Genomic DNA, 23,484 nt, shown 5'->3' on the forward strand with positions numbered 1-23,484 from the left:
TAGATAAAAACAGTTAATAACAATAAAACGAGGAAGTAGGGATGAAGAAGAACACCAACGCTCAGCTGATCTGCCAGTTGTCAGCCGTCGCAGTCATGATGATGGCCGCTACCGCGCACGCGGCTGACGCGTTCAGCGCCGACTCCCAGTGGATGACCGGTGATTGGGGTGGCGAGCGGACCAAGCTGATCGAGCAGGGTATCGACATCAAGATGGACTACGTGGGCGAAGTGGGCGGCAACCTCCACGGCGGCTACAACAACGACAAGACCGCACGTTACTCCGATCAGTTCGGTCTGGGCGTGGCGCTGGACCTGCAGAAGTTGTGGGGCTGGGATAACACCCAGGCGAAGATCCAGCTGACCAACCGTAACGGCGAAAACATCTCTAATGACCGAGTCGGCGACCCGCGTGCCGGCACCTTGAGTTCGTCCCAGGAAGTCTACGGCCGTGGCCACATGGTGCGTCTGACCCAACTGTGGATCAAGCATCAGTTCCTCGACGGCAAATTGGACGTCAAGGCCGGTTACTTCGGCGAAGGCGAAGACTTCAACACCTTCCCGTGCGAATTCCAGAACCTGGCGTTCTGCGGTTCCCAGGTGGGTAACTGGGCCACCAACATCTGGTACAACTGGCCGGTCAGCCAGGCTGCGGTCCGGGTGAAGTACAACATCTCGCCTGAGTTCTATGCGCAGATCGGCGCGTACAACCAGAACCCGTCGCAGCTGGAACACGGTAATGGTTTCAAGCTTAGCGGCAGTGGCACCAAGGGCACCGTGTTGCCGGTCGAGCTGGTCTGGTTGCCTAACCCGAACAACCTGCCGGGCGAATACCGTGTCGGTTACTACAAGAGCACGGCCAAGGCCGATGACGTTCGTGAAGACGAAAACGGTGATGATGCGGCCACCACCGGCAACGCCTACCGCAGCCACAGCAGCAAGTCCGGCTACTGGTTCGTCGCGCAGCAACAGCTGACCGACCACAACGGTGACAAGAGCCGTGGCCTGACCGTTTCCGCCAACGCCACCTTCCACGACAAGGACACCAACGTCGTCGACAACTACCAGTCGCTGATGTTTGTGTACAAGGGCCCGTTTGATGCACGTCCAAAAGACGATGTGGGTATCGGCGCCGCCCGTATCCATGTCAATGATGACGTGAAGAAAAACGCCGAGCTGGTCAACGCCGCCGGTGGCATCACCCAGTACGAAGATCCGCTGTTCGCGCCACTGCGCAACACCGAATACAACTACGAGATCAACTACGGCTTCCACGTGACCAACTGGCTGACCGTGCGTCCCAACCTGCAATACATCACCCACCCGGGCGGTGTTGATGAAGTCGATAACGCGTTGGTGGCCGGCCTGAAAATTCAGTCGGTGTTCTAACCCTGTTGCGATAAGCTCCTCTCCATGTGCGCATTTTGCGGACGGCCAAGGCTGTCCGCTTTTTTTTGGGGCTGGCACATCCCTGGCAATAGATGATTCCTGGAACCGCGGCACATGCATGAGCATCCGCTACAACGCTTCTTCAAATCCTTGCGCGAACGTCCGGTGTTTGCGTGGGAGCGCTATCAGACGCGCGATGTGCTGGTGATCGATCACCCGCTGTGCCAGGCGGTGTTCAGTCGCCAGGGCGCGCAGTTGCTGCACTTCCAGCCCAAAGGCCAGAAGCCCTGGCTGTGGTGCGCGGCGAAGTGGCCGCACGTGGGCGCGATTCGTGGCGGAGTGCCGGTGTGCTGGCCGTGGCACGGCCGTCATCCCAGCGAAAATGCCTGGCCGTCCCATGGCTGGGCGCGGTTGCTCGACTGGAAATTGCTGGACAGCAGCGCCGCCGACGATGGCGTGCGCCTGCACTGGCATCTGCAGCTGTGCGACTGGCAAGTGGACCTGCATGCGCACCTGGGTGAACGCATGGAGCTGCGCCTGAGCACCGAGCATCAGGACAGCCTGCCTTGCCAATTGAGCCAGGCTCTGCACGCCTACTGGCGTATTGGCGATGTCGGTGAGGTAGCGCTGTCTGGGCTCGATGGTGTGCAGGGATACGACCAGTTGAATCGTCAGGTTTGTCAGCAGGAAGGCGAGTTGCGGGTTGAAGGTGGCTGCCAGCGAGTGTTCCAGCATGAGGGCGAATTGCAGCTCAAGGATCATGCGTGGCAGCGGCAGTTGTGCATCGATACCGGGGACGATGCGGACACGGTGGTCTGGCATCCGGGCTCGCGGCCGTTGCTGGGGGTGAGCTGGAACGAGATTTCCGAGTTTGTCTGTGTTGAGGCGGCGAGTGGTGGGGGGCGGGGATTGGCGCCGGGGGAGCGGGCGCATTTGAGTTTGCAGGCGCGGGTTGGGGGGTAGTGCCTTAGATCTGCGGGGTTGCGGCTGGCCCCTTCGCGAGCAAGCCCGCTCCCACAGGGGATCTCCATGGGTCGCAATATTTGTGCTCAAAATTAAATCCCCCGTGGGAGCGGGCTTGCTCGCGAAGAGGCCCGCCTAGGCAGCCCAGATGTTGGACTAGTTAAACTCATCCCCCACCGGATACCGGCTCGCATTCAAGCTCTCCTTTATCTTGCGCAAATGCGGCTGGAAATCCACCCCGCGGCGCAACGTCATGCCGGTCGCCAGCACATCCAGCACCGTCAGCTGAATGATCCGCGAGGTCATCGGCATGTAGATGTCGGTGTCCTCGGGTAACGGAATGTTCAGGCTCAGGGTGCTGGCCTTGGCCAGCGGTGAGCCTTCTGCGGTCAGGCCCAGCACCGAAGCGCCGTTTTCCCGGGCGATGCGCGCCACTTCCACCAGCTCGCGAGTGCGTCCGGTGTAGGAAATGATCACGAACAATTCGCCGGTATGCGCCACCGAGGCAATCATGCGCTGCATCAGCACATCCGCATGGGCAGTGACCGCCAGGTTGAAGCGGAAGAACTTGTGCTGCGCATCCAGTGCCACCGGGGCCGAAGCACCAAGGCCGAAGAAGTGGATCTGCCGGGCCTGGATCAGCAGGTCAACGGCGCGACTGATCAGGTTCGGGTCCAGGGCCTGCAGGGCACTGTCCAGGGAGGCAATGGCGCTGCCGAAAATCTTCTTGGTATAGGCTTCTGGATTGTCGTCTGCCTCAACCGCACGGCTGACATACGCCGCGCCGCTGGCCAGGCTCTGGGCCAGTTGCAGTTTGAGTTCCGGGTAGCCGCTGACGCCGAACGAACGGCAGAAACGGTTGACCGTCGGCTCGCTGACCTTCGAGGCCTGGGCGAGGGCGGCGATGCTGAAGCGGGTGGCCTGCTGCGGGTTGAGCAGGATCACCTCGGCGACTTTGCGTTCGGCCTTGTTCAGGTCTTCAAGGCGATTCTGGATCTGTTCCAGTAAATTTCGCACGCGGTCCATATATGTTCCTTGATTCACCTGTAAAAAGCCGCTCGGCTATGCGAATTGAGCCTTTGGAGAGGCCCGTAACGGTGGCCTATCCTACTGATGGCTCTGACTGACCACCACTCGCAATGTACATTTTGCGAAAATGTTGTGGTTATTACTACATTTTCTCTTGAGCGATGCCTTGAAAAAAGGTATTTGTAGCTTAACTTGATAAAAGAACCAATATCATGCCTTCGATTACGGTTGAACCGTGCACCTTCGCCTTGTTCGGCGCCCTTGGCGACCTGGCCCTGCGCAAGCTGTTTCCTGCTCTTTATCAGCTCGACGGCGCCGGCCTGCTGCACGAGGACACGCGCATCATCGCGCTGGCCCGTGAGCCGGGAAGCGAACAGGAGCACCTGGCCCTCATCGCCACTGAGCTGCGCCGCTACGTCGGTGACCAGGAGCTGGACGAAGCCGTGGTCGAGCGTTTCCTCGCCCGCCTGAGTTACCTGCACGTCGACTTCCTCAAGGCTGACGATTACGTCGCCCTGGCGGAACAGGCCGGTAGCGCCCAGCGCGTGATCGCCTATTTCGCCACCCCGGCCGCGGTCTACGGCGCCATCTGCGAAAACCTGGCGAAAGTCGGCCTGGCCGAGAACACCCGGGTGGTGCTGGAAAAACCGATCGGCTCGGACCTGGAATCCTCGCGCAAGGTCAACGATGCGGTGGCCGAGTTCTTCCCGGAGAACCGCACCTACCGAATCGACCACTACCTGGGCAAGGAGACCGTGCAGAACCTGATCGCCTTGCGGTTCGCCAACAGCCTGTTCGAAACCCAGTGGAACCAGAACTACATCTCCCATGTGGAAATCACCGTGGCCGAGAAGGTCGGTATCGAAGGCCGCTGGGGTTACTTCGACAAGGCCGGCCAGCTGCGGGACATGATCCAGAATCACCTGCTGCAACTGCTTTGCCTGATCGCCATGGACCCGCCCGCCGACCTGTCCGCCGACAGCATCCGCGACGAGAAGGTCAAGGTGCTCAAGGCCCTGGCGCCGATCAGCCCGGAAGGCCTGACCACCCAGGTAGTGAGAGGCCAGTACATCGCCGGCTACAGCGAAGGCAAGCCGGTGCCGGGCTACCTGGAAGAACCGAACTCGAACACCCAGAGCGACACCGAAACCTTTGTTGCCTTGCGGGCCGATATCCGCAACTGGCGCTGGGCTGGCGTGCCGTTCTACCTGCGCACCGGCAAGCGCATGCCGCAGAAGCTGTCGCAGATCGTCATCCATTTCAAGGAACCGTCACACTACATCTTCGCCCCGGAGCAGCGCCTGCAGATCAGCAACAAGCTGATTATCCGCCTGCAACCGGACGAAGGCATTTCCTTGCGCGTGATGACCAAAGAACAAGGCCTGGACAAGGGCATGCAGCTGCGCAGCGGTCCGTTGCAGCTGAATTTTTCCGACACGTATCGCAGCGCACGGATCCCCGATGCCTACGAACGGTTGTTGCTGGAAGTGATGCGCGGCAATCAGAACCTGTTTGTCCGTAAAGATGAAATCGAAGCCGCGTGGAAGTGGTGTGACCAGTTGATCGCCGGGTGGAAAAAATCCGGTGATGCGCCCAAGCCGTACGCGGCCGGGTCCTGGGGCCCCATGAGTTCCATTGCACTGATCACGCGGGACGGGAGGTCGTGGTATGGCGATATCTGAATTGAAACTGCCTCAGGGCGTCAGCGCCCATGAGTATAAGAGCCCGGTGCTGTTGGCGGATGCCTTGGCCCTGAATGTGGCCAAGCAACTGAGCGATACCATCGATGCGCGCGGCACCGCGACCCTGGTGGTGTCCGGCGGTCGCAGCCCGGTAGCGTTTTTCCAGAACCTGGCCAAGCAGAAGCTCGACTGGTCCAAGGTAGTCATCACCCTGGCCGATGAGCGTTGGGTGCCGGTCGAGCATGCCGACAGCAATGCCGGGCTGCTCAAGCGTTACCTGCTGCAGGGGGCGGCGGCCAAGGCGCAGTTTTTGAGCCTGTACAGCGCCTCGGCGAACCTGGAACTGGCCGCCGAGCAGGCCGACCGCTTGCTCGCCGAGCTGCCGCCGATCGACGTGCTGATCCTCGGCATGGGCGATGACGGGCACACCGCCTCGTTGTTTCCCAACAGCCCGAACCTCGCCGATGCCTTGAAAGTCGACGGCACTCGTCGCTGCTACCCGATGCTGGCGCCGACTGTACCGCATCAGCGCCTGACCATGAGTCGTGCGCTGCTGGCTTCGGCCAAGACCACCGTTCTGTCGATTTCCGGTCAGTCCAAGCTGACCACCCTGAATGCCGCATTGGCCGGTGACGATGTCGCCGCCATGCCGATTCGCGCGTTTCTGCAACCTACGTTAGAGATTTACTGGTGCCCATGAGCCAAGGATCAGCCGCTATGAAAGACACTTCCCCGACCGTTTCCATGGCGGACAAAGTTGCCCTGATCGACAGCCTTTGCGCCAAGGCGCGGATTCTGCCGGTCATTACCATCGCTCGCGAGCAGGACGTCCTGCCGCTGGCCGATGCCCTTGCCGCGGGTGGCCTGACTGCCCTGGAAGTGACCTTGCGTTCGCAGTTCGGCCTCAAGGCCATCCAGATCCTGCGCGAGCAGCGTCCGGAACTGATGACCGGCGCCGGTACCGTGCTCGATCGCAGCATGCTGGCCGCTGCCGAAGCGGCGGGTTCGCAATTCATCGTCACCCCGGGCATTACCCGTGACCTGCTGGAAGCCAGCGTCGACAGCCCGATTCCGCTGTTGCCGGGGATCAGCAATGCGTCCGGCATCATGGAAGGCTACGGCCTGGGCTATCGCCGCTTCAAGCTGTTCCCGGCGGAAGTCAGCGGTGGCGTCGCAGCCATCAAGGCCCTGGGCGGCCCATTCGGCGAAGTTAAATTCTGCCCGACTGGCGGCGTCAGCCCGGCCAACATCAAGAGCTACATGGCGTTGAAAAACGTGATGTGCGTGGGCGGTAGCTGGATGCTTGATCCGGAGTGGATCAAGAACGGCGACTGGGCCCGCATCCAGGAATGCACCGCCGAGGCGTTGGCGCTGCTGGACTGATTGGCTTTACCAGACACTTCGTTGTGTGTTCTACGGCTTTAACGGTGCACTTGGTCGGTGCACCGTTTTTTTTTGCCTGCAAAAAACCTCACCGTGTACGCCGTAACCCTGTAGGAGTGAGCCTGCTCGCGATGAGGCCGGCACATTCAATATTGGTATCAACTGACCCACCGCCATCGCGAGCAGGCTCGCTCCTACAGGGGGAGCGGTGTTGAATCAGCGAAGCTGATCCAGCGCCTTGATCAGCACCGCGATATCCGCCGCCGTCGTCGTCAGCCCTGGGGTGATGCGGATACACGGCCCGCTCGCCGCGCCACTGCGGACCACGGTAAACAGGTTGTACTCATTCAACAGCCTGTCGACCATCACCTGCTGATCCGCATGCCGGGTAAAGCGCATGGAAGTGATCCCGCAATACAGCCGCGGGTCATCCGGGGTCATGACTTCGACGCCCGGCAATTTTCGCGCAGCCCTGACCCATTCGTTGCGCAAATAGTTGAGCCGCGCGCCCTTGGCGGCGGCCCCGCCCATGGCCTGGTGTTCCTCGAACACCAGCGGTAGCGTCAGCAGTGCCGGGATATTCGGCGTACTGTAAGGCGTGCGCCCGCGGATATCGTTGAGCGGGAAATGCATCTCGCCCATGTCCGGGTCGATATCGGCCAGGCGCTCGGGGGCAATGTACAGGCAGCCCAGCGTCAGTGGCGCACCAATCCATTTGTGCAGGTTGTATCCCGCGAAAGCAATTCCCAGCTCCTCGAGATTGAATTCCAGCTGGCCAAGCGCATGGGCGCCATCGAGGATCACGTCGATCCCGTATTCCCTGGCCGCAGCCGCAATCGCCTGTACCGGCATCACCAGCCCGGTGCGATGAGTGACGTGGGTCAGTGCCATCAGCTTCAACCGTGGATAACGCGCAAAGGCTTCACGGTAGTTGGCGAGCAGCGAGTCGAAGGTAGCAGGGTGCTGATGATCGATCTCGATCACCTCCACCCCGCGATGACGCGCCAGCCAGCGCATGGCGCCTTTGACGGTGTCGTACTCCAGGTCGCAGATCAACACCTGGTCACCGGGCTGCAGGCGGTTGTAATTGCGGATCAGTGATTGCAGGGCATCGGAGGCGTTGCGGGTGAGGGCCACGGTTTGCGCCCGCACGCCGAGCAATTCGGCCAACTGCGCGCGAATCTCCAGGCTCTCGACCTGTTCAAAGCGCTGGCGCACATACACCGAGTTGCTGCGGTTGATCAGCTCGATATTGCGCTGGTACTCCTCGACCACCGTGCGCGACATCCGCCCGAAGTAACCGTTCTCAAAATTGATCGGGCCGGGTTCCCTCGAGTAGCGATCGGCAAACGTTTGCCAAAACAGTTCATCACGGGCGCGGCGGGTGTTATCGGGCATGGGTTACTCGGTCTTCAATGACGCGGGGCAGGTTTGCCGTGTTTGGCGCGCAACGGTTCGAGCAGCTCCGACAGGCCGTTGTGGTCGATCTCCTGCATCAGGGCCAGCAAGCCACCCAGTTCGCCGTGGGGAAAACCCTCACGAGCGAACCAGTTGAGGTATTGGCCGGGAAGGTCGGCAATGATGCGGCCCTTGTATTTACCGAAGGGCATTTCGCGGGTAATCAGCAGTTCGAGCTTTTGCGGGTTCATCAATTAATCGTCTTGATTCAGTCACATTTGAAAATACAGGCATTCTGCATGCAGGCCAAATGACAGATCATGCAAAAAAAGCGGTTGCAGATCTTTCGTTAAAAATTAAGTTGTTGATATATAACAAAAAAGTCTGCATTCAAAAGCTGGCATGCAGGGTGCAATAGCTATTGCATCTTTCATCAACCCGCAAGGAATTGAAAAATGACCGACATGAATAAAGAAGCCATCTCCGTACTCAACGACCTGATCGAAACCTGCAAAGACGGTCAGGAAGGGTTCAAGACTTGCGCTGAAGACATCAAGCACCCAGAACTGAAGGCTCTGTTCGTTACCCGTTCCGCCGACTGTGCCGCCGCTGCTGCAGAACTGCAGACCGCCGTACGTTCGATGGGTGGCGATCCGGAAACTTCCACCAGCGTCAGCGGTGATCTGCACCGCCGTTGGGTCGACGTGAAAGCCATGTTCACCGGCAAGGATGAAGAGGCCGTGCTGAACGAAGCTGAACGTGGTGAAGACCATGCAATGAAGGCTTACAAAGACGCTCTGGAAAAAATCAACAAGCACAACCTCGTCGGGATTCGTGACCTGGTTGAGCGTCAGTTCCACGGCGTGCAACGTAACCACGACCAGGTGAAAGCCCTGCGTAACCAGGCTCGCGCTCGCTCGTAAGCGTTAGCAGGTTGCATAAAAAACGCCGGTTGATCCGGCGTTTTTTTACGTCAAAAGATCGTCCGAACGCGGCCCGAGCCTGCGGCAGCTCCTACAGGAGATTGCGTTCCTGTAGGAGCTGCCGAAGGCTGCGATCTTTTGATCTTAGCCGATGCTGATTGCAGGCAGGGTAGGCAAGGTCACCGTCTGCTGCTTGCGCGGCGCCAGAATCTCCGCTTCGCCATCGACTACCAGCTCATCACGCTGGTTAAACACACGGGTAGCAATACGCACACGAAACTTCGGCAGCTTTTCGAGGATTTCCAGGCGCACGGTCAGGGTATCGCCAATCTTCACCGGCTTCTGAAAGCTCATCTGCTGGCCGATATAGATAGTGCCCGGCCCAGGCAACTCACAGGCCACCGCTGCGCTGATCAGGGCGCCGCTGAACATGCCGTGGGCAATCCGCTCCTTGAACATGGTGCCGGCAGCGAACTCAGCGTCCAGGTGCACCGGGTTGTGATCGCCGGACATCGCGGCGAACAACTGAATGTCGCGCTCTTCGACCGTCTTGCTGTAGCTGGCGGTCTGGCCGACTTCAAGGGCTTCATAAGGCGTGTTGGTAACCTGGGTCATCTATTTCAATTCCTGTCACGAATAATAAATCACAAAAAACTATTCCGACCGGGTGGGTCGGCGATGCTTCAGCGCTTGCTCGATCCAGTTCAACAGGTCGTCGACCACTTCCTCGCGGTTGATCTCGTTAAACAGTTCGTGCCGCGCCTGGGGATAAACAATCAAGTGCAGATTCTGGCTGCCAGCCCGGCGTAAGGCGTTGGCCAGGTCGTTGAGACGCTTGCCTTCACTCACCGGATCACATTCGCCGCCGATCACCAGCACCGGCAGGCCCGGATCAATCTGCGCGAGATTGGACGCTTTACTGATTTGCTGCAAGCCGCCAAGCAAATCGACCCATAGTTGATTGGTGCAGCGAAAGCCGCAGAGCGGGTCGCTGGCGTACTTGTCGACTTCTGCCGGGTCGCGGCTCAGCCAGTCGAAGCGCGTTCGCGCCGGTTTGAAGGGCTTGTTGAACGAGCCGAACGACAACCATTCAATTAGCGCGCTGCGGCCCTTTGGCCCCTGGCGCAGGCGTTCGGCGCGAGCGATCTGGCGAGCGGCGCGATAGAGCGCCACGGGCTGGAAGTTCGAGCCGCTGAGCACGGCGCCGTGCAGGCTGGCGCTGTGATGCAGCAGGTAGGCCTGGGCAATGTAGCTGCCCATGCTGTGACCGATCAGCAGGATGGGCACTGCGGGGTGCTGTTGACCAATGTGCTGATTGAGGCTGGCCAAATCGCCAACTACCTTGCACCAGCCATCATCGTCGGCGAAATGCCCGAGGGTGCCGTCATCGGCGGTTTTGCCATGCCCACGCAGGTCTGGAGCATATACGCCGTAGCCCTGGTCGCAGAGCGCTTGCGCCAGGCGTTCGTAGCGGGCGCTGTGCTCGGCCATGCCGTGAGCCAGCAGCACAATGGCTTTCAGGGGCGTGGCGGGCAGCCACTGATTGACGAACAGGCGACTGCGGTCACTCGCGGTCAGCCAGAAAGTGTCGTGGATCATGGCGATTCCTTTGCGCTGGGTCGATGCATTGTATAGCGCATTCCATGGGCAGCCGCGCGAACTGCCCTACACCACGGCAGGAAGATTCACGCGATCAATGACGGCATTCGCCGTATTTGCCTGATTGGCCATAACTGCTAGTGTCCGTGAAGCTCCGCTTTTTATCTTCGGTGTGACAGAACTGACAGAAGAGCGGCCCGGATAGGCTCAGGTAAAGAGGACAAGAACAATGCAACCTGATTTCTGGAATGACAAACGCCCGGCCGGCGTGCCCCTGGATATCGACCTCGGTGCTTACAAGTCGGTGATCGAGGTGTTCGAGCGTTCCTGCAAGAAATTCGCCGATCGCCCGGCATTCAGCAACATGGGCGTGACCCTGACCTATGCCGAACTGGAACGCTACAGCGCGGCGTTCGCCGGCTACCTGCAAGCCCACACCGACCTGGTGCCCGGCGATCGCATCGCAGTGCAGATGCCCAACGTCCTGCATTACCCGATCGCCGTATTCGGCGCCTTGCGTGCCGGGCTGATCGTGGTCAACACCAACCCGTTGTACACCGCGCGGGAAATGCGTCATCAATTCAAGGATTCCGGCGCGCGAGCGCTGGTCTACCTGAACATGTTCGGGCAGAAAGTCCAGGAAGTGCTGGCCGACACCGACATCCAGTACCTGATCGAAGCGAAGATGGGCGACCTGATGCCGGCCGCCAAGGGTTGGCTGATCAATACCGTCGTCGACAAAGTGAAGAAGATGGTCCCGGCCTATTCGTTGCCCCAGGCCATTTCCTTCAAGAGCGCGTTGCGTATGGGCAAGGGGCAGGGCATCAAGCCGTTGAACGCCAGCCTTGGCGACATCGCCGTACTGCAATACACCGGCGGCACCACCGGCCTGGCCAAGGGCGCGATGCTCACCCACGGCAACCTGGTGGCGAACATGCAACAGGCCCGTGCCTGCCTCGGGCAGTTTGGTACCGACGGCCAGCCGTTGCTGCGCGAAGGGCAGGAGGTGATGATCGCGCCGCTGCCGCTGTACCACATCTATGCATTCACGGCGAATTGCATGTGCATGATGGTGACCGGCAACCACAACGTGCTGATCACCAATCCGCGGGACATCAAAGCTTTCATCAAGGAGCTGAAGAACTGGCGCTTCTCCGCGCTGCTGGGGCTCAACACCTTGTTTAACGCGTTGATGGATCACCCTGATTTCAAGACTTTGGATTTCTCCAGCCTCAAGCTGACCAACTCGGGCGGCACCGCGCTGGTCAAGGCCACTGCCGAGCGCTGGGAAAAACTCACCGGTTGCCGCATCACGGAAGGCTACGGCCTGACCGAAACTTCGCCGGTGGCCTGCACCAACCCCTACGGTGAACAGTCGCGCATCGGCACGGTAGGCCTGCCAGTGCCGGGCACCACGCTGAAGATCATTAACGACGAGGGCGTCGAGCAGGCCCTGGGCGAGCGCGGTGAGCTGTGCATCAAAGGCCCGCAGATCATGAAGGGCTACTGGCAGAAACCCGAGGCGACGGCGGAGGTGCTGGATGCCGAGGGCTGGTTCAAGTCCGGCGATATCGCAGTGATCGATCCCGACGGTTTTGTGCGCATTGTCGATCGCAAGAAGGACATGATCATTGTTTCGGGTTTCAATGTGTATCCGAACGAGATCGAAGACGTGGTCATGGCCCACCCGAAAGTCGCCAACTGCGCGGTGATCGGCGTGCCGGACGAGCGTTCGGGGGAGGCGGTGAAGTTGTTTGTGGTGGCGCGCGAGGCCGGGGTCAGCCTGGAAGAGCTGAAGGCCTACTGCAAGGAAAACTTCACTGCTTACAAAGTACCCAAGCATATTGTGTTACGAGATTCGTTGCCGATGACCCCGGTGGGCAAGATCCTGCGGCGGGAGTTGCGGGATATCGCCTAGATATTTGTAGGACGATATGGCCCCAAAAGATCGCAGCCTTCGGCAGCTCCTACATGGGAATGCGTTTCCCTGTAGGAGCTGCCGAAGGCTGCGATCTTTTGCTCTGATCAGTCATATAGAATTTTTGCTCTAAAACTGACTATAAGATATTCAAGAGTCACCAGCATGACTGTAGAGCCCGCTTTTGGCTCTAGTCGACCCTTGGCAAAGCTGCTACTCTCGGCGCGCTTTGGGACTTCCCGGCCTCTATAAAACGCCGGATTTGCCCCTGATCAAACACCAATAATAATCGCATCAAATGCGGTGCTGAATTCGCGTTGCTGAGGAGTGGGCTTCCATGATCGAAGACTTTTGGAAGGATAAGTACCCTGCCGGGATTGCTGCCGACATCAATCCGGACGAGTACCCGAATATTCAGGCGGTACTGAAGCAGTCCTGCCAACGCTTCGCCGACAAGCCGGCATTCAGCAACCTGGGCAAGACAATCACCTACGGTGAATTGTATGAACTGTCCGGCGCCTTCGCCGCTTATCTGCAACAGCATACCGACTTGCAGCCGGGTGATCGAATCGCCGTGCAATTGCCGAACGTGTTGCAGTATCCGGTGGCCGTGTTCGGTGCGATTCGCGCCGGGCTGATTGTGGTCAACACCAACCCGCTGTACACCGCGCGGGAAATGGAACACCAATTTAATGACTCCGGGGCCAAGGCCCTGGTCTGCCTGGCCAACATGGCGCACCTGGCCCAGGCCGTCGTGCCGAAAACCGGGGTCAAGCACGTCATCGTCACTGAAGTTGCCGACCTGCTGCCGCCGCTCAAGCGCCTGCTGATCAACAGCGTCATCAAGTACGTGAAGAAAATGGTCCCGGCTTATCACTTGCCCAAGGCGATCAAGTTCAACGACGTGCTGAGCAAGGGTCATGGCCAGCCAGTCACCGAAGCCAACCCGGCCAGCAGCGATGTGGCCGTGCTGCAATACACCGGCGGCACCACCGGCGTGGCCAAGGGCGCAATGCTGACCCACCGCAACCTGGTGGCGAACATGCTGCAGTGCAAGGCGCTGATGGGTTCCAACCTGAATGAAGGTTGCGAGATCCTGATCACGCCGCTGCCGCTGTACCACATCTATGCCTTCACCTTTCATTGCATGGCGATGATGCTGATTGGCAACCACAACATCCTGATCAGCAACCCGCGCGACCTGCCGGCGATGGTCAAGGAACTGTCGAAGTGGAAGTTCAGCGGTTTTGTCGGCCTCAACACCCTGTTTGTCGCCCTGTGCAACAACGAGGGTTTCCGCAAGCTCGACTTCTCCGCCCTGAAAGTCACCTTGTCGGGTGGTATGGCCCTGCAACTGGCGGCCGCCGAACGCTGGAAGGCGGTGACCGGTTGCTCCATCTGCGAAGGTTACGGCATGACCGAAACCAGCCCGGTGGCCACGGTGAACCCGATCCAGCATATCCAACTTGGCACCATCGGCATTCCGGTGCCGTCGACCCTGTGCAAGATCATCGACGATGCCGGCGTGGAGCAGCCGCTGGGCGCCATCGGCGAGCTGTGCGTGAAAGGGCCGCAGGTGATGAAGGGTTACTGGCAGCGCCAGGATGCCACCGATGAAATGCTCGACAGCGAAGGTTGGCTGAAGACCGGTGACATCGCGCTGATCCAGCCGGATGGCTACATGCGCATCGTCGATCGCAAGAAAGACATGATCCTGGTGTCCGGTTTCAACGTGTATCCCAACGAGCTGGAAGACGTGCTGGCGACCCTGCCGGGTGTGTTGCAGTGCGCAGCGATCGGTGTGCCGGACGAGAAGTCGGGTGAAGCGATCAAGATCTTCATCGTCGCCAAGCCGGGCGTGACCCTGACCAAGGAACAGGTGATGGAGCACATGCGTGCGAATGTCACCGGGTACAAGGTGCCACGCTCCGTGGAGTTCCGCGATGCGCTGCCGACGACCAACGTTGGCAAAATTTTGCGGCGTGAGTTGCGTGATGAAGAGTTGAAGAAGATCAACGCGAAGAAAGCTACGGCGTAAGCCATAAAAAAACCCGTCGATGCGGGTTTTTTTAGTCTGTCAGGAAAATACCTTCGCCTGTCAGGCCGCCTTCGCGAGCAAGCCCGCTCCCACAGTTTTGACCGCATTCTTACTGTCAGAACTCGGTCAAACTGTGGGAGCGGGCTTGCTCGCGAAGCTCTTGATTCTTACAACCGGAACTGCGCGAAATTGACGTTGGTGCCCGCCGGGCGCATGTCCTGCAGGTACGAATCCTTGTCCGCACTCAGCTCCAGGCTCAAGGCCGCCTTGCGCTTGCCTTCGTTGCGCACCACCAGCCCTTCGAGCTTCTCGCGCAGGAATACCGTTGGTACCTTCAGGTGCAGCAGTTCGTCGGTATCCGGGGTGTGCATCAGCAGATGAATCCATTCGTACTGACCAACGGCCAGGCGTGCGACCGGGATATCGAACCACCAGATGTTGCGGTTGCGGTTCAATTCGGTGAAATGGCAGTTGTTGACGCCAAGCACTGCACCGCCGAGTTCCAGGTTTCTGCGGGCAATGGCCTGCGGTTTATCGAGTTTCATAACATTCCTACGGGATTGGATCTTCAGCGCCAGGGCCTGAATACGTTGCACATTCTCGTGGGTTGGTGGGCAAACATAAAGCCCAACCTGCCTTGTTCGATGAAATGTTCTGCTGAAAAAAAATGAAACTCCCGGCAAACGCCTCCGGTCAATCTTCCTGTAAGCACTTTTGTTCGTTCAATTGTTCACAGGAGAAACACCATGAGCAGCACTGGCGATAAAGTAAAAGGTATGGCTAACGAAGCAGTCGGCAACGTCAAGCAAGGCGTAGGCAAGGCTACCGACAACGACAAAATGCGCGCTGAAGGCGTAGTGCAGGAAAAGAAAGGCGAAGCTCAGCAAGCAGTAGGCAAGGCCAAAGACGCGGTAAAGAAAGGCGTCGACAAGGCCTGATTTGGCCTGTGACGGTTAACAGGGACGGCCATCTGCGGATGGCCGTTTTTGTTTCAGCAGGAACTTGAACACAGAAACTGTTTCAAAGTCGCCAGACAGGCTATTTTGATGCAGGCTTTGACGAAAGCAACGCCCCCTGAGTCGCCACGACTTGAACCCGATATTGCGGCGAAAGGAGACGCTAATGATTTTCCCGGACATGAAAGGTCTGCCCATCCACCGCGTGATGGTGCGCACGGTCACCGAATTCATCGATGACGAGATGTCGACCTACGCGTCGGCGCTGGCCTACCAGATGCTGTTTTCGCTGTTCCCCTTCATTTTGTTCCTGATCGCCCTCATCGGTTTCCTGCACCTGCCGGACTTCTTCTCCTGGCTGCGCCTGCAATCGGAACTGGTGTTACCGCCCCAGGCCGTGGAGCAGGTGAACCCGGTGATCGACCAGCTGCAACAATCCAAGGGCGGTCTGCTCTCGGTAGGTATCGTGATCGCACTGTGGACGGCCTCCGCCGGCGTACGTCTGTTGATGAGTGCGATGAACGCCGCCTACGACGTGGTTGAAGGCCGTCCGGCGTGGAAGCGCTTGCCGCTGTCGATTTTCTACACCGTCGGCATCGCTGGCATGATGCTGATCGCTGCCGCGCTGATGGTGCTTGGGCCCCAGGTGATGGGCTGGATCGCCGCGCAGGTCGGCATGGAAGACTTCATTGTGACCCTGTGGACCATCGCCCGCTGGCCCGTGGTGGTGATTTTGCTGATGGTGGCGGTGGCGCTGATCTACTACGTCATGCCTGACGTCAAACAGGAGTTCCGTTTCATCACCCCGGGTTCAGTGCTGGCGGTAGTGGTGTGGATTCTTGCTTCGGTGGGTTTTGGCCTGTACGTCAAGGAGTTCGCCAACTACAACGCCATGTATGGCAGTATCGGCGCGATCATCGTGTTGCTCCTGTATTTCTATATTTCTGCGGCGGTGCTGCTGCTGGGCGCGGAGATGAATGCAGTGATCGAGCACATGTCCAGCGAAGGCAAGGACCCCGGTGAAAAAGTCCCCGGCGAGCTCGCCGATGCGCCTAAACAACATGTTTCCGGACTGGGTCGGGACCACTCGATCAAGCCATCCACTGACGAAGTCATCAAATGATCCGTGAAATCCTGAAAATGGGCGATGAGCGACTGCTGCGCATCGCCCCGCCGGTGCCTGTCGAAATGTTCGACACGCCAGAGCTGTGGCAACTGATCGACGACATGTTCCAGACCATGGAAAGCGTGGGCGGGGTCGGCCTGGCCGCTCCGCAAATCGGCGTTGACCTGCAATTGGTGATCTTCGGTTTCGAGCACAGCGAGCGTTATCCGGATGCCGAGGCAGTGCCGCAGACGATCCTGATCAATCCGCTGATCACGCCGCTGGGGCCGACGCTGGAGGAGGGGTTCGAAGGTTGCCTGTCAGTGCCGGGCCTGCGCGGTGCGGTGAACCGCTTTCGCGACATCCGCTACGAAGGTTTCGACCCGAAGGGCCAACCGATTGTGCGCTTTGCTTCGGACTTCCATGCGCGGGTGGTGCAGCACGAATGCGACCACCTGATCGGGCGCCTGTACCCGTCGCGCATCACTGATTTCAGCAAGTTCGGCTTTACCGAAGTGATGTTCCCGGACCTTGATCCGAACGCTGACGATTAACCCTGTAGGAGTGAGCCTGCTCGCGATGGCGTCAGATCAGCCGATACTGTTGGTAGCTGACAGACCGCCATCGCGAGCAGGCTCACTCCTACAAGTTGCCATTGCGAGCAGGCTCATTCCTACAAGTTGCCATCGCGAGCAGGCTCACTCCCACAGGTCACTCCTACAAGTCCCCATCGCAATCATCGGCTTGCTGCGCGCGTAACGACTCAACCGCTCTGCCATCGCATAGGGCAGTGGCGGGTCAAACGTAAACCCGCGGCCCTCGTAAAACCCGCGCAAATCCGGATGACAGAACAACCACACCGGCCCCTCCAGCCCCTTGATCGCCTCGGCAATCAACGCGCCTGCAACCCCCTGTGCCCGGCAGCCCGGATCAACGAACAGCCCCGTCAACCAATGCCCGTCCGCCACCGGGCGCAAACACAACGCACCGACAATCTCCTCACGGCGGGCAACCCATAGCTGGGCGTCACGCACGGCTTTCATCGACGATTGGTGGCTGCGATAAAACTTGTTCATCAACGGCCATAATGGCTCGGCGAGCAGGGAGTACTGGGTGTCTGGCATGGCTTCGGTCTGTGGGTGCGCAAGGCCTGCGATTATAAAAGAACGCGCGCGCGGCGATAGGTGTATACCTGATCTCACATCCCGTATGAGTGGAGTACGTATCATGGCCAAAGGCATGGATTCAAAGAAGGCAGCAAAGAAAAAGCCGGCAAAAACCGCCGATGAAAAGCGCGCAGACAAGAAGGCCAAGAAGGTGGATGTGTTCGGTCATTGATCCCGCGACAAGGGAGCCCGGCCCTCGGGCTCCTGCTGCACGCATCACGGACGACGGCAGGCTTTAAGACGCATGCCGACGGTCGAAACTGTCAATTATGACAGTAGACAGGTGTTCCGTAAGCATCTGATTCTGCTCCTGAACAAAGCTGGTGGTTGCCAGCGTCTCAAGGAGCGGAGCTTCAGCATGATCATCAGATTGTTCATCGTCATTGCGGCCCTGTGCGTCGCGGTTTTCGCCCTCTACTTTTATGCGATGCAGGTGACGCCTGGAACCACTCGCTACGCTGTCTTCAATCCTTTCATGACATCCTCACAAACTGCGCAGGTTCAGCTGCAGATCGACGAACAGCTCATCAGGAAGCCCGGAGGCAGGCAGGTCGGTCCCATTCAGGTGGTGTACGACAATGGTGCTGTCGTCGTGACATTTCCCGTTCCTGGTGAACATCAGCGGTCCGATGGCATCTGCGATTACGGTTATTTCTGCGTGTGGGAAAACCCTGGGTTCACTGGCAGAAAGTTATCGTTACTGAGCAAACCCGACAACCGTCCGGTCAACCTGATCGATTACAACCTCAATAGGCAGGTCTCGTCCTGGCAGCACAACAATAAAAACAGCACCGTGAAAGTCTTCGGCATCGATGGGCCCAGCGCCATCGGCAACATGACAATGAGCAACCTCAAAGAAGTGAAGTTGGGCCGCGGTTGCTGTCCTTTCAGCATTCCCGAGAAAGCCAGCGCCTCTGGCGTGTGGACCGAAGTTTATGGTCAGGACAGGCTGGCGGAGTTCAACGACCGGATGGTCAGCGTCGCGTTCTCCCCGATGTTTGTAATGTTTGCCCAATAACGTCCCGTGATGAGATGGCCATTTTGTGCTGAATACTGGCCGACTAGTGGCCTTGCGTGTAATTCCCGGCTGGCTATGCTGATTCCTAATGAAAAGGAGCCGTACGGTATAGGGAGTTACTCATGAAACTGTCAGGGCTGGCTCGATTCCGGGCTATCAAGCGAAGGATGTCTTGATAAGAGCGTCGCATCATGGACCCTCCGATTGAACATCATTTATCACCTGAGCGAACCCTCCATTAGAGGGGGTCGTGCACCTGTGGCATGGAACATTGTGGTGGATACGAAGACCGACTTCTTCAATCAAAAAACCGCGCTTAGGGTGATACAACCATGTTTAACCGACATCACAAGGCTGACCTGCAGGAAATCGAGCGCTTCAGTTGTGCGTTGAGCGAAGCCAACGCCAAGTTGGCCGCCGTCAGCCGCTCGATGGCCATGATCGAGTTCACCCCCGATGGCATCGTCATTGATGCCAATGAGAATTTCTGCAGCGCGATGGGTTACCGCGCCGAGGATGTGCGCGGCAAACACCACCGGATCTTTTGTGAGGAATCGTTTTACCGCAGCGAGGAGTACGCAAAATTATGGCGCGACCTGGCGCGGGGCGAGCCGATTAGCGGCACTTTCCTGCGGCTGGATAAAAGCGGCCGGGAAGTCTGGCTCGAAGCCAGCTACATGCCGGTGTATGGCGATGATCGCCAGGTGCGTAGCGTAATGAAGGTCGCAGCGGACATCACTGCGCGGATCAACAAGGAACATGAAAACGATAGCCTGCTCGCTGCTATCGGGCGTTCGATGGCCGTTATCGAGTTCAAACCGGACGGAACTGTCATCGCCGCCAACGAAAACTTTCTGAAAACCATGCACTACTCGCAGGCTGAAGTGATCGGCCAGCACCACAGTCTGTTTTGCCATCGCAGTGAAAGCGATTCGCAGCCGTACAAGGCATTCTGGGCTTCGCTCAATCGTGGCGAGTATCACTCGCGCCGTTTCGAGCGCAAGGACAAGTACGGTCATACGGTATTTCTGGAGGCGTCCTACAACCCGCTGTTCGACGCCAAGGGGCGTCTGTACAAAGTGGTCAAGTTCGCCAGCGACATCACCCATCAGGTGACGACTCTGCAGAGCGCTGCCGAATCGGCCCATAGCACCTCGGTGCAGAACGATGCCTGCGCGCAGAAAGGCTCACAGGTGGTGCAGCAGACGGTGCAGATCATCCAGGACATTTCCCGTGACCTCAACGAGGCGGCGCTGAGCATCGATGCGGTTAGCAAGCAGTCCGAGATCATCGGCAGCATCGTCCAGACCATCCGTGGCATCGCCGACCAGACCAACCTGCTGGCCCTCAACGCCGCCATCGAAGCAGCCAGGGCGGGTGAGCACGGCCGCGGCTTTGCGGTGGTGGCCGACGAAGTCCGCAGTCTGGCGGCGCGAACCAGTCAGGCGACGCTGGAGATTGTCGAGGTGGTGCGCAAGAACCATGACCTGTCGCTGAGCGCAGTGACGAGCATGCAATCGAGCCTGAGCAGAACCGGGCTTGGCGTGGAGTTGGCGAACGAGGCGGGGGAGGTGATCCTGGAGATTCAGCAAGGGTCACGGCATGTGGTGGATGCGATCAGCCAGTTCAATTCGACGTTGCAGTTGAACTGAGCCGCGCAGTTCGGCGGGCACCCCTGATTACCGCGGTGCTGCGTGAACCTGCGTGAACCTGCGTGAAACTGATTGGAGCTGGGTAGGAGCTGTCGAGTGAAACGAGGCTGCGATCTTTTGATCTTGCTGTGTACATATCCGTTGTTGCGGCCACGGTTTCTAATGGTTCCGCCCTTACGGCGGGTCACTTGGAACAGCGCCAAGTAACCAAGCGCTTTTTGCCCCACCACTCGGCACCTCGCCTAGGCTCGGTGTGCCCTCACTCCGGCATTGCTCCGCGGGCCGCTGCGACGGGCCATCCATGGCCCAACGCAGCTAAACCGGCATCCCTGCCGGTTTACCCGCTACACAATACCTGCGTTCGGCCGTCGTGGTTAATGGGGCGTCCGCGATCGAGAGCCACGCCGAGGCGGCCTTAAAGCCGACCTGACGGGTAGTTCGGCGCAGTATCTGCGCGAATGGAACACCCTCGAATGGAAGCATCCCTGTGGGAGCAAAGCTTGCTCGCGATGGCGGCGTACCGGTCACCATCAATGTCGACTGACCCTGCGCATTCGCGAGCAAGTCGAATCATCGCGCCGCCCGCGATGCTCAGCGATCCCCGCCCTCCCATGGGGCAGGTACAAATAGGCCCCGGTTTCAACAAGCTCGGCAGCCACTGACCTAACGTCAGGGCAAACCATTGCAGCCATGTTTAAGAAACCCCGGACGTTGCGCCAGCCGCTGAAAATACTCGTCAACGGCAGGTAAATCCGGGCGGTCCATGGGTGTCATCAGCCAGCGGTTGATCGACAGACCCATCACAATATCCGCCACTGTGAAGTGCGCCCCGACGACATAGGCCCCGGTCGCCTTGAGCTGTTGCTCCAGTATCGCCATCTTCTGGTTCCAGCCGCGCACGCCATGGGCGATCAGGTGTGGGTCGAGGAACTCAGGGTCCCGGCGCACCAATCCGCTGAACGCATAACTCCAGGACCGATTGAGTTCGGTGGCCTGCCAGTCCATCCATTGCTCGACGCGCGCGCGGGCCGCCGGCTCGGTGGGCAACAGTTCATGGTGGTGATGTTTGGCGGCGAGATAACGGCAAATGGTATTGGACTCCCACAACACCCCGGCCTCGTCGATGATCACCGGCACCTGGGCATTGGGATTGAGCTTGATGAACTCCGGACTGTGGGTCGACGCAAAACCGCTGCCCCAGTCCTCGCGCTCGTAGGCAACGCCCAGCTCGTCGCAAGTCCACAGGACTTTTCTGACGTTGATCGAGGACGCTTTACCGAGAATCTTCAGTGCATGTTCCATTGAGCTACTCCTTTAGCGATCGGACGCTTCAGGATTCTGACAGGGTGGCGGCCGACTGGCGATCAGGCCGGGTCCGGTAACGCAGAGGCTGGCAAACCTCAGATACACAATCAAGATTAGTTGAAGTCCGCCGAAATCTACGTACTCTCCCGCACCTTCAACTCAAACCCCATATCCAGTACCGGCTTGGCCACGCTATTACCGGCCAGCAAGGTCAGCATCATCTCCGCCGAACGTCGGCCGATCGCCTCTCGCGGCGTACTGATGCTGCTCAGGCGCGGCACCATATGCGCCGAGGCCGGCAGGTCGTTGAACCCGAGGATCGCCACCTGCTCCGGGATCTTGATGCCGAACCGCATGGCTTCCAGCAGCGCGCCCTGAGCCAGGTCGTCGTTGCCGAAGAAAATCGCATCGACGTCCGGGTGGCTGGCCAGCAACTGCATAAACAACTCGCCGCCGAGCCCGACTGAGGACGCGCGCGGTGTCAGGATTTCCAGGTCCGGGTCGTACAGGCCGGCCTGCTGCAGCGCCTTGCGAAAACCTTCGCCGCGCAGCAGGGTGCGCTGGTCCAGTTGCGCGCCGATGTACGCCAGGCGCTTGCGCCCCCGGGAGAGCAGATGCTGCGCCGCCGTTTCACCCGCCGCCAGTTGCGAAAAACCGACGCAGTTGACTCCGGCAGCACTGTCCAGCTCCATCATGTACACGCATGGAATGTTGCTCGCCTCGATCATCCTTCGCGAGCTTTCAGTGCGGTCGAAACCGGTCAGCAACAAGCCGCGCGGCTGATAGGCCATGTAGTTGCGCAGCAGGTTTTCTTCTTCGTCGCGAGAGTAGTGGAAGTTGCCGATCAGTACTTCGAATCCCTTGGGTCGCAAAACCTGATGAATGGCTTCCAGGGTGTCGATGAATAGCAGGTTGGACAGCGACGGCACCAGCACCACCACGGAATGGCCCTGGGCTGAGGCGAGGGCGCGGGCGGCAGGGTTGACCACGTAGTTGAGTTCCAGCGCGGCTTTCTGGACCTTTTCCACCAGTTCGCTGGCCACCGTGCTGACTCCTCGCAGGGCGCGGGAGGCGGTGATCGGGCTGACACCGGCCAGTCGGGCAACTTCATTCAGGGTAGGGCGGCCAGTGGTGCGTGTATTTTTATCGTTTTTGGGGGAGATCATCGGACGGCTTGCCAAACAAAATTCGAGGCACTAAGGTAGCGCTGTCCCGAAGCAGCTGCAAATGCGTAAGCGAGTTTTGCCTGAACCTCGCTTTTCGGCGTTGGGTACGACAACGTTGCAACCCACAAAAATGACAAGAAGGCGTCGGCAACTTCTGCTTTTGATCCAGTGTCAAAGCTGGCAAAGGTAGCGCTGTCTGCGTGCTGAGGTGTTACATGAATCATCCCATCACCGCCCTGGTCATCATGGGCGTTGCCGGTTGCGGCAAAACTTGCGTCAGCGAAGCCTTGTGCCTGCTCAGCGGCGCGACTGCCATCGAAGGCGACACTTTTCATCCTGCCGCAAACATCGAAAAGATGAGCGCCGGCATTCCCCTGAACGATCAAGACCGCGCCGGCTGGCTCGACAGCCTGTGCGACGAACTGCGCCGGGTCGACGCCCAGGGCCAGCGCCCGGTGCTGACCTGCTCGGCACTCAAGCACAGTTATCGCGAAGTATTACGCAGCGCCTTGCCGGGCCTGGGCTTCGTGTTCCTCGAACTGACCCCCGAAGTGGCGGCCGAGCGTGTGTCTCACCGGCCGGGCCATTTCATGCCCTCGACCCTGATCGACAGCCAGTTCGCCACACTCGAGTCGCCCAAGGGTGAGCCTCTGACTCTGGCGCTGGACGCTTCCAACCACAGCGTTGATGAACTGGCCGTTCAAGCCCACCACTGGTGGCTCGAACATGGCCTGAAACTCCCGGTATGAGTTTTGTTCCAAAAGATAGCGCTGTCCTGATGACTTGCGAATTACC

Annotated in this window: 22 protein-coding genes and 2 pseudogenes; 15 read left to right on the plus strand and 9 right to left on the minus strand. The window is 59.0% G+C overall.

Features of this window, described 5'->3' with window-relative positions:
* Window positions 1–41 precede the first annotated feature (41 nt).
* Both ACYZTK_RS21630 and ACYZTK_RS21635 read left to right on the plus strand, forming a co-directional pair.
* Window positions 42–1,388 carry a carbohydrate porin gene (locus tag ACYZTK_RS21630; protein WP_462011695.1) on the plus strand — a complete coding sequence of 449 codons (1,347 nt, stop codon included), beginning with the start codon at window positions 42–44 and terminating at the stop codon, window positions 1,386–1,388.
* A gap of 114 nt (window positions 1,389–1,502) precedes the next feature.
* A complete protein-coding gene (locus ACYZTK_RS21635; protein WP_462011696.1) occupies window positions 1,503–2,351 on the plus strand; it encodes a D-hexose-6-phosphate mutarotase in 849 nt (282 codons plus the stop codon).
* 156 nt (window positions 2,352–2,507) lie between these two features.
* Here the strand turns inward: ACYZTK_RS21635 and ACYZTK_RS21640 are convergent, their stop codons facing one another.
* On the minus strand, window positions 2,508–3,368 hold the full coding sequence (locus ACYZTK_RS21640) for a MurR/RpiR family transcriptional regulator (protein ID WP_175649041.1): 861 nt from the start codon (window positions 3,366–3,368) through the stop codon (window positions 2,508–2,510).
* Between the two features lie 224 nt (window positions 3,369–3,592).
* Between ACYZTK_RS21640 and zwf the strand changes: the two genes are divergently transcribed.
* The 3 genes from zwf to ACYZTK_RS21655 are packed head-to-tail and all read left to right on the plus strand — an operon-like array spanning window position 3,593 to window position 6,445.
* The gene (zwf, locus tag ACYZTK_RS21645) at window positions 3,593–5,062 is read left to right on the plus strand and encodes a glucose-6-phosphate dehydrogenase (protein WP_462011697.1); all 1,470 of its coding nucleotides are present in this window, start codon (window positions 3,593–3,595) and stop codon (window positions 5,060–5,062) included.
* Entirely contained in the window at window positions 5,049–5,762 is a 714-nt protein-coding gene (gene pgl, locus ACYZTK_RS21650) for a 6-phosphogluconolactonase (protein WP_462011698.1), read from the plus strand. The genes zwf and pgl overlap by 14 nt, the downstream gene beginning before the upstream one ends.
* Before the next feature lie 17 nt (window positions 5,763–5,779).
* Window positions 5,780–6,445 (plus strand): bifunctional 4-hydroxy-2-oxoglutarate aldolase/2-dehydro-3-deoxy-phosphogluconate aldolase, encoded by a 666-nt coding sequence (locus tag ACYZTK_RS21655; RefSeq protein ID WP_462011699.1) that lies wholly within the window; start codon window positions 5,780–5,782, stop codon window positions 6,443–6,445.
* A gap of 216 nt (window positions 6,446–6,661) precedes the next feature.
* Here the strand turns inward: ACYZTK_RS21655 and ACYZTK_RS21660 are convergent, their stop codons facing one another.
* Window positions 6,662–7,843: an aminotransferase class V-fold PLP-dependent enzyme gene (locus ACYZTK_RS21660; RefSeq protein ID WP_462011700.1), complete on the minus strand. Its 1,182-nt coding sequence runs from the start codon at window positions 7,841–7,843 to the stop codon at window positions 6,662–6,664.
* A gap of 14 nt (window positions 7,844–7,857) precedes the next feature.
* A complete protein-coding gene (locus ACYZTK_RS21665) occupies window positions 7,858–8,094 on the minus strand; it encodes a DUF3820 family protein (RefSeq protein ID WP_314531734.1) in 237 nt (78 codons plus the stop codon).
* Window positions 8,095–8,298: 204 nt separating this feature from the next.
* Between ACYZTK_RS21665 and ACYZTK_RS21670 the strand changes: the two genes are divergently transcribed.
* On the plus strand, window positions 8,299–8,766 hold the full coding sequence (locus tag ACYZTK_RS21670; RefSeq protein WP_462011701.1) for a ferritin-like domain-containing protein: 468 nt from the start codon (window positions 8,299–8,301) through the stop codon (window positions 8,764–8,766).
* Window positions 8,767–8,910: 144 nt separating this feature from the next.
* On the opposite strand, the gene ACYZTK_RS21675 is transcribed toward ACYZTK_RS21670, so the two are convergent.
* Window positions 8,911–9,381, minus strand: coding sequence for a MaoC family dehydratase (locus ACYZTK_RS21675; RefSeq protein ID WP_008151121.1), 471 nt, complete (start codon window positions 9,379–9,381; stop codon window positions 8,911–8,913).
* 39 nt (window positions 9,382–9,420) lie between these two features.
* Window positions 9,421–10,365, minus strand: coding sequence for a lysophospholipase (locus ACYZTK_RS21680; RefSeq protein ID WP_462011702.1), 945 nt, complete (start codon window positions 10,363–10,365; stop codon window positions 9,421–9,423).
* 229 nt (window positions 10,366–10,594) lie between these two features.
* On the opposite strand from ACYZTK_RS21680, the gene fadD2 reads away from it, so the two are divergent.
* Together fadD2 and fadD1 are read left to right on the plus strand one after the other, a co-directional pair.
* Window positions 10,595–12,283, plus strand: coding sequence for a long-chain-fatty-acid--CoA ligase FadD2 (gene fadD2 / locus ACYZTK_RS21685; RefSeq protein ID WP_462011703.1), 1,689 nt, complete (start codon window positions 10,595–10,597; stop codon window positions 12,281–12,283).
* 337 nt (window positions 12,284–12,620) lie between these two features.
* Window positions 12,621–14,321, plus strand: coding sequence for a long-chain-fatty-acid--CoA ligase FadD1 (fadD1, locus tag ACYZTK_RS21690; RefSeq protein WP_462011704.1), 1,701 nt, complete (start codon window positions 12,621–12,623; stop codon window positions 14,319–14,321).
* 167 nt (window positions 14,322–14,488) lie between these two features.
* On the opposite strand, the gene ACYZTK_RS21695 is transcribed toward fadD1, so the two are convergent.
* Window positions 14,489–14,866: a hypothetical protein gene (locus tag ACYZTK_RS21695; RefSeq protein ID WP_462011705.1), complete on the minus strand. Its 378-nt coding sequence runs from the start codon at window positions 14,864–14,866 to the stop codon at window positions 14,489–14,491.
* A 201-nt stretch (window positions 14,867–15,067) separates the two neighbouring features.
* Between ACYZTK_RS21695 and ACYZTK_RS21700 the strand changes: the two genes are divergently transcribed.
* The 3 genes from ACYZTK_RS21700 to def all read left to right on the plus strand — a co-directional run bounded on the left by ACYZTK_RS21700 (window position 15,068) and on the right by def (window position 16,936).
* Window positions 15,068–15,259 (plus strand): CsbD family protein, encoded by a 192-nt coding sequence (locus ACYZTK_RS21700; protein ID WP_462011706.1) that lies wholly within the window; start codon window positions 15,068–15,070, stop codon window positions 15,257–15,259.
* A 184-nt stretch (window positions 15,260–15,443) separates the two neighbouring features.
* Window positions 15,444–16,400: a YihY/virulence factor BrkB family protein gene (locus ACYZTK_RS21705; RefSeq protein ID WP_462011707.1), complete on the plus strand. Its 957-nt coding sequence runs from the start codon at window positions 15,444–15,446 to the stop codon at window positions 16,398–16,400.
* On the plus strand, window positions 16,397–16,936 hold the full coding sequence (gene def, locus ACYZTK_RS21710) for a peptide deformylase (RefSeq protein WP_462011708.1): 540 nt from the start codon (window positions 16,397–16,399) through the stop codon (window positions 16,934–16,936). The genes ACYZTK_RS21705 and def overlap by 4 nt, the downstream gene beginning before the upstream one ends.
* Window positions 16,937–17,080: 144 nt before the next feature.
* On the opposite strand, the gene ACYZTK_RS21715 is transcribed toward def, so the two are convergent.
* On the minus strand, window positions 17,081–17,506 hold the full coding sequence (locus ACYZTK_RS21715; RefSeq protein WP_462011709.1) for a GNAT family N-acetyltransferase: 426 nt from the start codon (window positions 17,504–17,506) through the stop codon (window positions 17,081–17,083).
* A 286-nt stretch (window positions 17,507–17,792) separates the two neighbouring features.
* Here ACYZTK_RS21715 and ACYZTK_RS21720 point away from each other — a divergent pair, with 286 nt between their 5' ends.
* From ACYZTK_RS21720 to ACYZTK_RS21730, 3 genes and pseudogenes are all read left to right on the plus strand, one after another.
* Window positions 17,793–18,566, plus strand: coding sequence for a peptidase inhibitor family I36 protein (locus ACYZTK_RS21720; protein WP_462011710.1), 774 nt, complete (start codon window positions 17,793–17,795; stop codon window positions 18,564–18,566).
* Window positions 18,567–19,003: 437 nt separating this feature from the next.
* Window positions 19,004–19,627, plus strand: a pseudogene (locus tag ACYZTK_RS21725) (PAS domain-containing protein); the annotation flags it as partial.
* Window positions 19,628–19,789: 162 nt separating this feature from the next.
* Window positions 19,790–20,218, plus strand: a pseudogene (locus ACYZTK_RS21730) (methyl-accepting chemotaxis protein); the annotation flags it as partial.
* A gap of 669 nt (window positions 20,219–20,887) precedes the next feature.
* Here the strand turns inward: ACYZTK_RS21730 and ACYZTK_RS21735 are convergent.
* The gene (locus ACYZTK_RS21735) at window positions 20,888–21,520 is read right to left on the minus strand and encodes a glutathione S-transferase family protein (protein WP_462011711.1); all 633 of its coding nucleotides are present in this window, start codon (window positions 21,518–21,520) and stop codon (window positions 20,888–20,890) included.
* Between the two features lie 137 nt (window positions 21,521–21,657).
* Window positions 21,658–22,689 (minus strand): HTH-type transcriptional regulator GntR, encoded by a 1,032-nt coding sequence (gene gntR, locus ACYZTK_RS21740; protein WP_462011712.1) that lies wholly within the window; start codon window positions 22,687–22,689, stop codon window positions 21,658–21,660.
* A gap of 215 nt (window positions 22,690–22,904) precedes the next feature.
* Between gntR and ACYZTK_RS21745 the strand changes: the two genes are divergently transcribed.
* Window positions 22,905–23,438: a gluconokinase gene (locus tag ACYZTK_RS21745; RefSeq protein WP_462011713.1), complete on the plus strand. Its 534-nt coding sequence runs from the start codon at window positions 22,905–22,907 to the stop codon at window positions 23,436–23,438.
* Window positions 23,439–23,484: the final 46 nt, after the last annotated feature.

The organism is Pseudomonas sp. LB3P31 (assembly GCF_054897945.1).

Excerpts from the sequence above, each read along its gene's own strand:
- ACYZTK_RS21675 (WP_008151121.1), bottom strand. The coding sequence starts at position 9,381 with ATGACCCAGGTTACCAACACGCCTTATGAAGCCCTTGAAGTCGGCCAG.
- gntR (WP_462011712.1), bottom strand. The coding sequence starts at position 22,689 with ATGATCTCCCCCAAAAACGATAAAAATACACGCACCACTGGCCGCCCT.
- ACYZTK_RS21705 (WP_462011707.1), top strand. The coding sequence starts at position 15,444 with ATGATTTTCCCGGACATGAAAGGTCTGCCCATCCACCGCGTGATGGTG.
- ACYZTK_RS21720 (WP_462011710.1), top strand. The coding sequence starts at position 17,793 with ATGCCGACGGTCGAAACTGTCAATTATGACAGTAGACAGGTGTTCCGT.
- def (WP_462011708.1), top strand. The coding sequence starts at position 16,397 with ATGATCCGTGAAATCCTGAAAATGGGCGATGAGCGACTGCTGCGCATC.
- ACYZTK_RS21695 (WP_462011705.1), bottom strand. The coding sequence starts at position 14,866 with ATGAAACTCGATAAACCGCAGGCCATTGCCCGCAGAAACCTGGAACTC.
- ACYZTK_RS21655 (WP_462011699.1), top strand. The coding sequence starts at position 5,780 with ATGAAAGACACTTCCCCGACCGTTTCCATGGCGGACAAAGTTGCCCTG.
- ACYZTK_RS21715 (WP_462011709.1), bottom strand. The coding sequence starts at position 17,506 with ATGCCAGACACCCAGTACTCCCTGCTCGCCGAGCCATTATGGCCGTTG.
- fadD2 (WP_462011703.1), top strand. The coding sequence starts at position 10,595 with ATGCAACCTGATTTCTGGAATGACAAACGCCCGGCCGGCGTGCCCCTG.
- ACYZTK_RS21680 (WP_462011702.1), bottom strand. The coding sequence starts at position 10,365 with ATGATCCACGACACTTTCTGGCTGACCGCGAGTGACCGCAGTCGCCTG.
- ACYZTK_RS21630 (WP_462011695.1), top strand. The coding sequence starts at position 42 with ATGAAGAAGAACACCAACGCTCAGCTGATCTGCCAGTTGTCAGCCGTC.
- ACYZTK_RS21660 (WP_462011700.1), bottom strand. The coding sequence starts at position 7,843 with ATGCCCGATAACACCCGCCGCGCCCGTGATGAACTGTTTTGGCAAACG.
- ACYZTK_RS21700 (WP_462011706.1), top strand. The coding sequence starts at position 15,068 with ATGAGCAGCACTGGCGATAAAGTAAAAGGTATGGCTAACGAAGCAGTC.
- fadD1 (WP_462011704.1), top strand. The coding sequence starts at position 12,621 with ATGATCGAAGACTTTTGGAAGGATAAGTACCCTGCCGGGATTGCTGCC.
- ACYZTK_RS21735 (WP_462011711.1), bottom strand. The coding sequence starts at position 21,520 with ATGGAACATGCACTGAAGATTCTCGGTAAAGCGTCCTCGATCAACGTC.
- ACYZTK_RS21745 (WP_462011713.1), top strand. The coding sequence starts at position 22,905 with ATGAATCATCCCATCACCGCCCTGGTCATCATGGGCGTTGCCGGTTGC.
- ACYZTK_RS21635 (WP_462011696.1), top strand. The coding sequence starts at position 1,503 with ATGCATGAGCATCCGCTACAACGCTTCTTCAAATCCTTGCGCGAACGT.
- ACYZTK_RS21670 (WP_462011701.1), top strand. The coding sequence starts at position 8,299 with ATGACCGACATGAATAAAGAAGCCATCTCCGTACTCAACGACCTGATC.
- ACYZTK_RS21665 (WP_314531734.1), bottom strand. The coding sequence starts at position 8,094 with ATGAACCCGCAAAAGCTCGAACTGCTGATTACCCGCGAAATGCCCTTC.
- pgl (WP_462011698.1), top strand. The coding sequence starts at position 5,049 with ATGGCGATATCTGAATTGAAACTGCCTCAGGGCGTCAGCGCCCATGAG.
- zwf (WP_462011697.1), top strand. The coding sequence starts at position 3,593 with ATGCCTTCGATTACGGTTGAACCGTGCACCTTCGCCTTGTTCGGCGCC.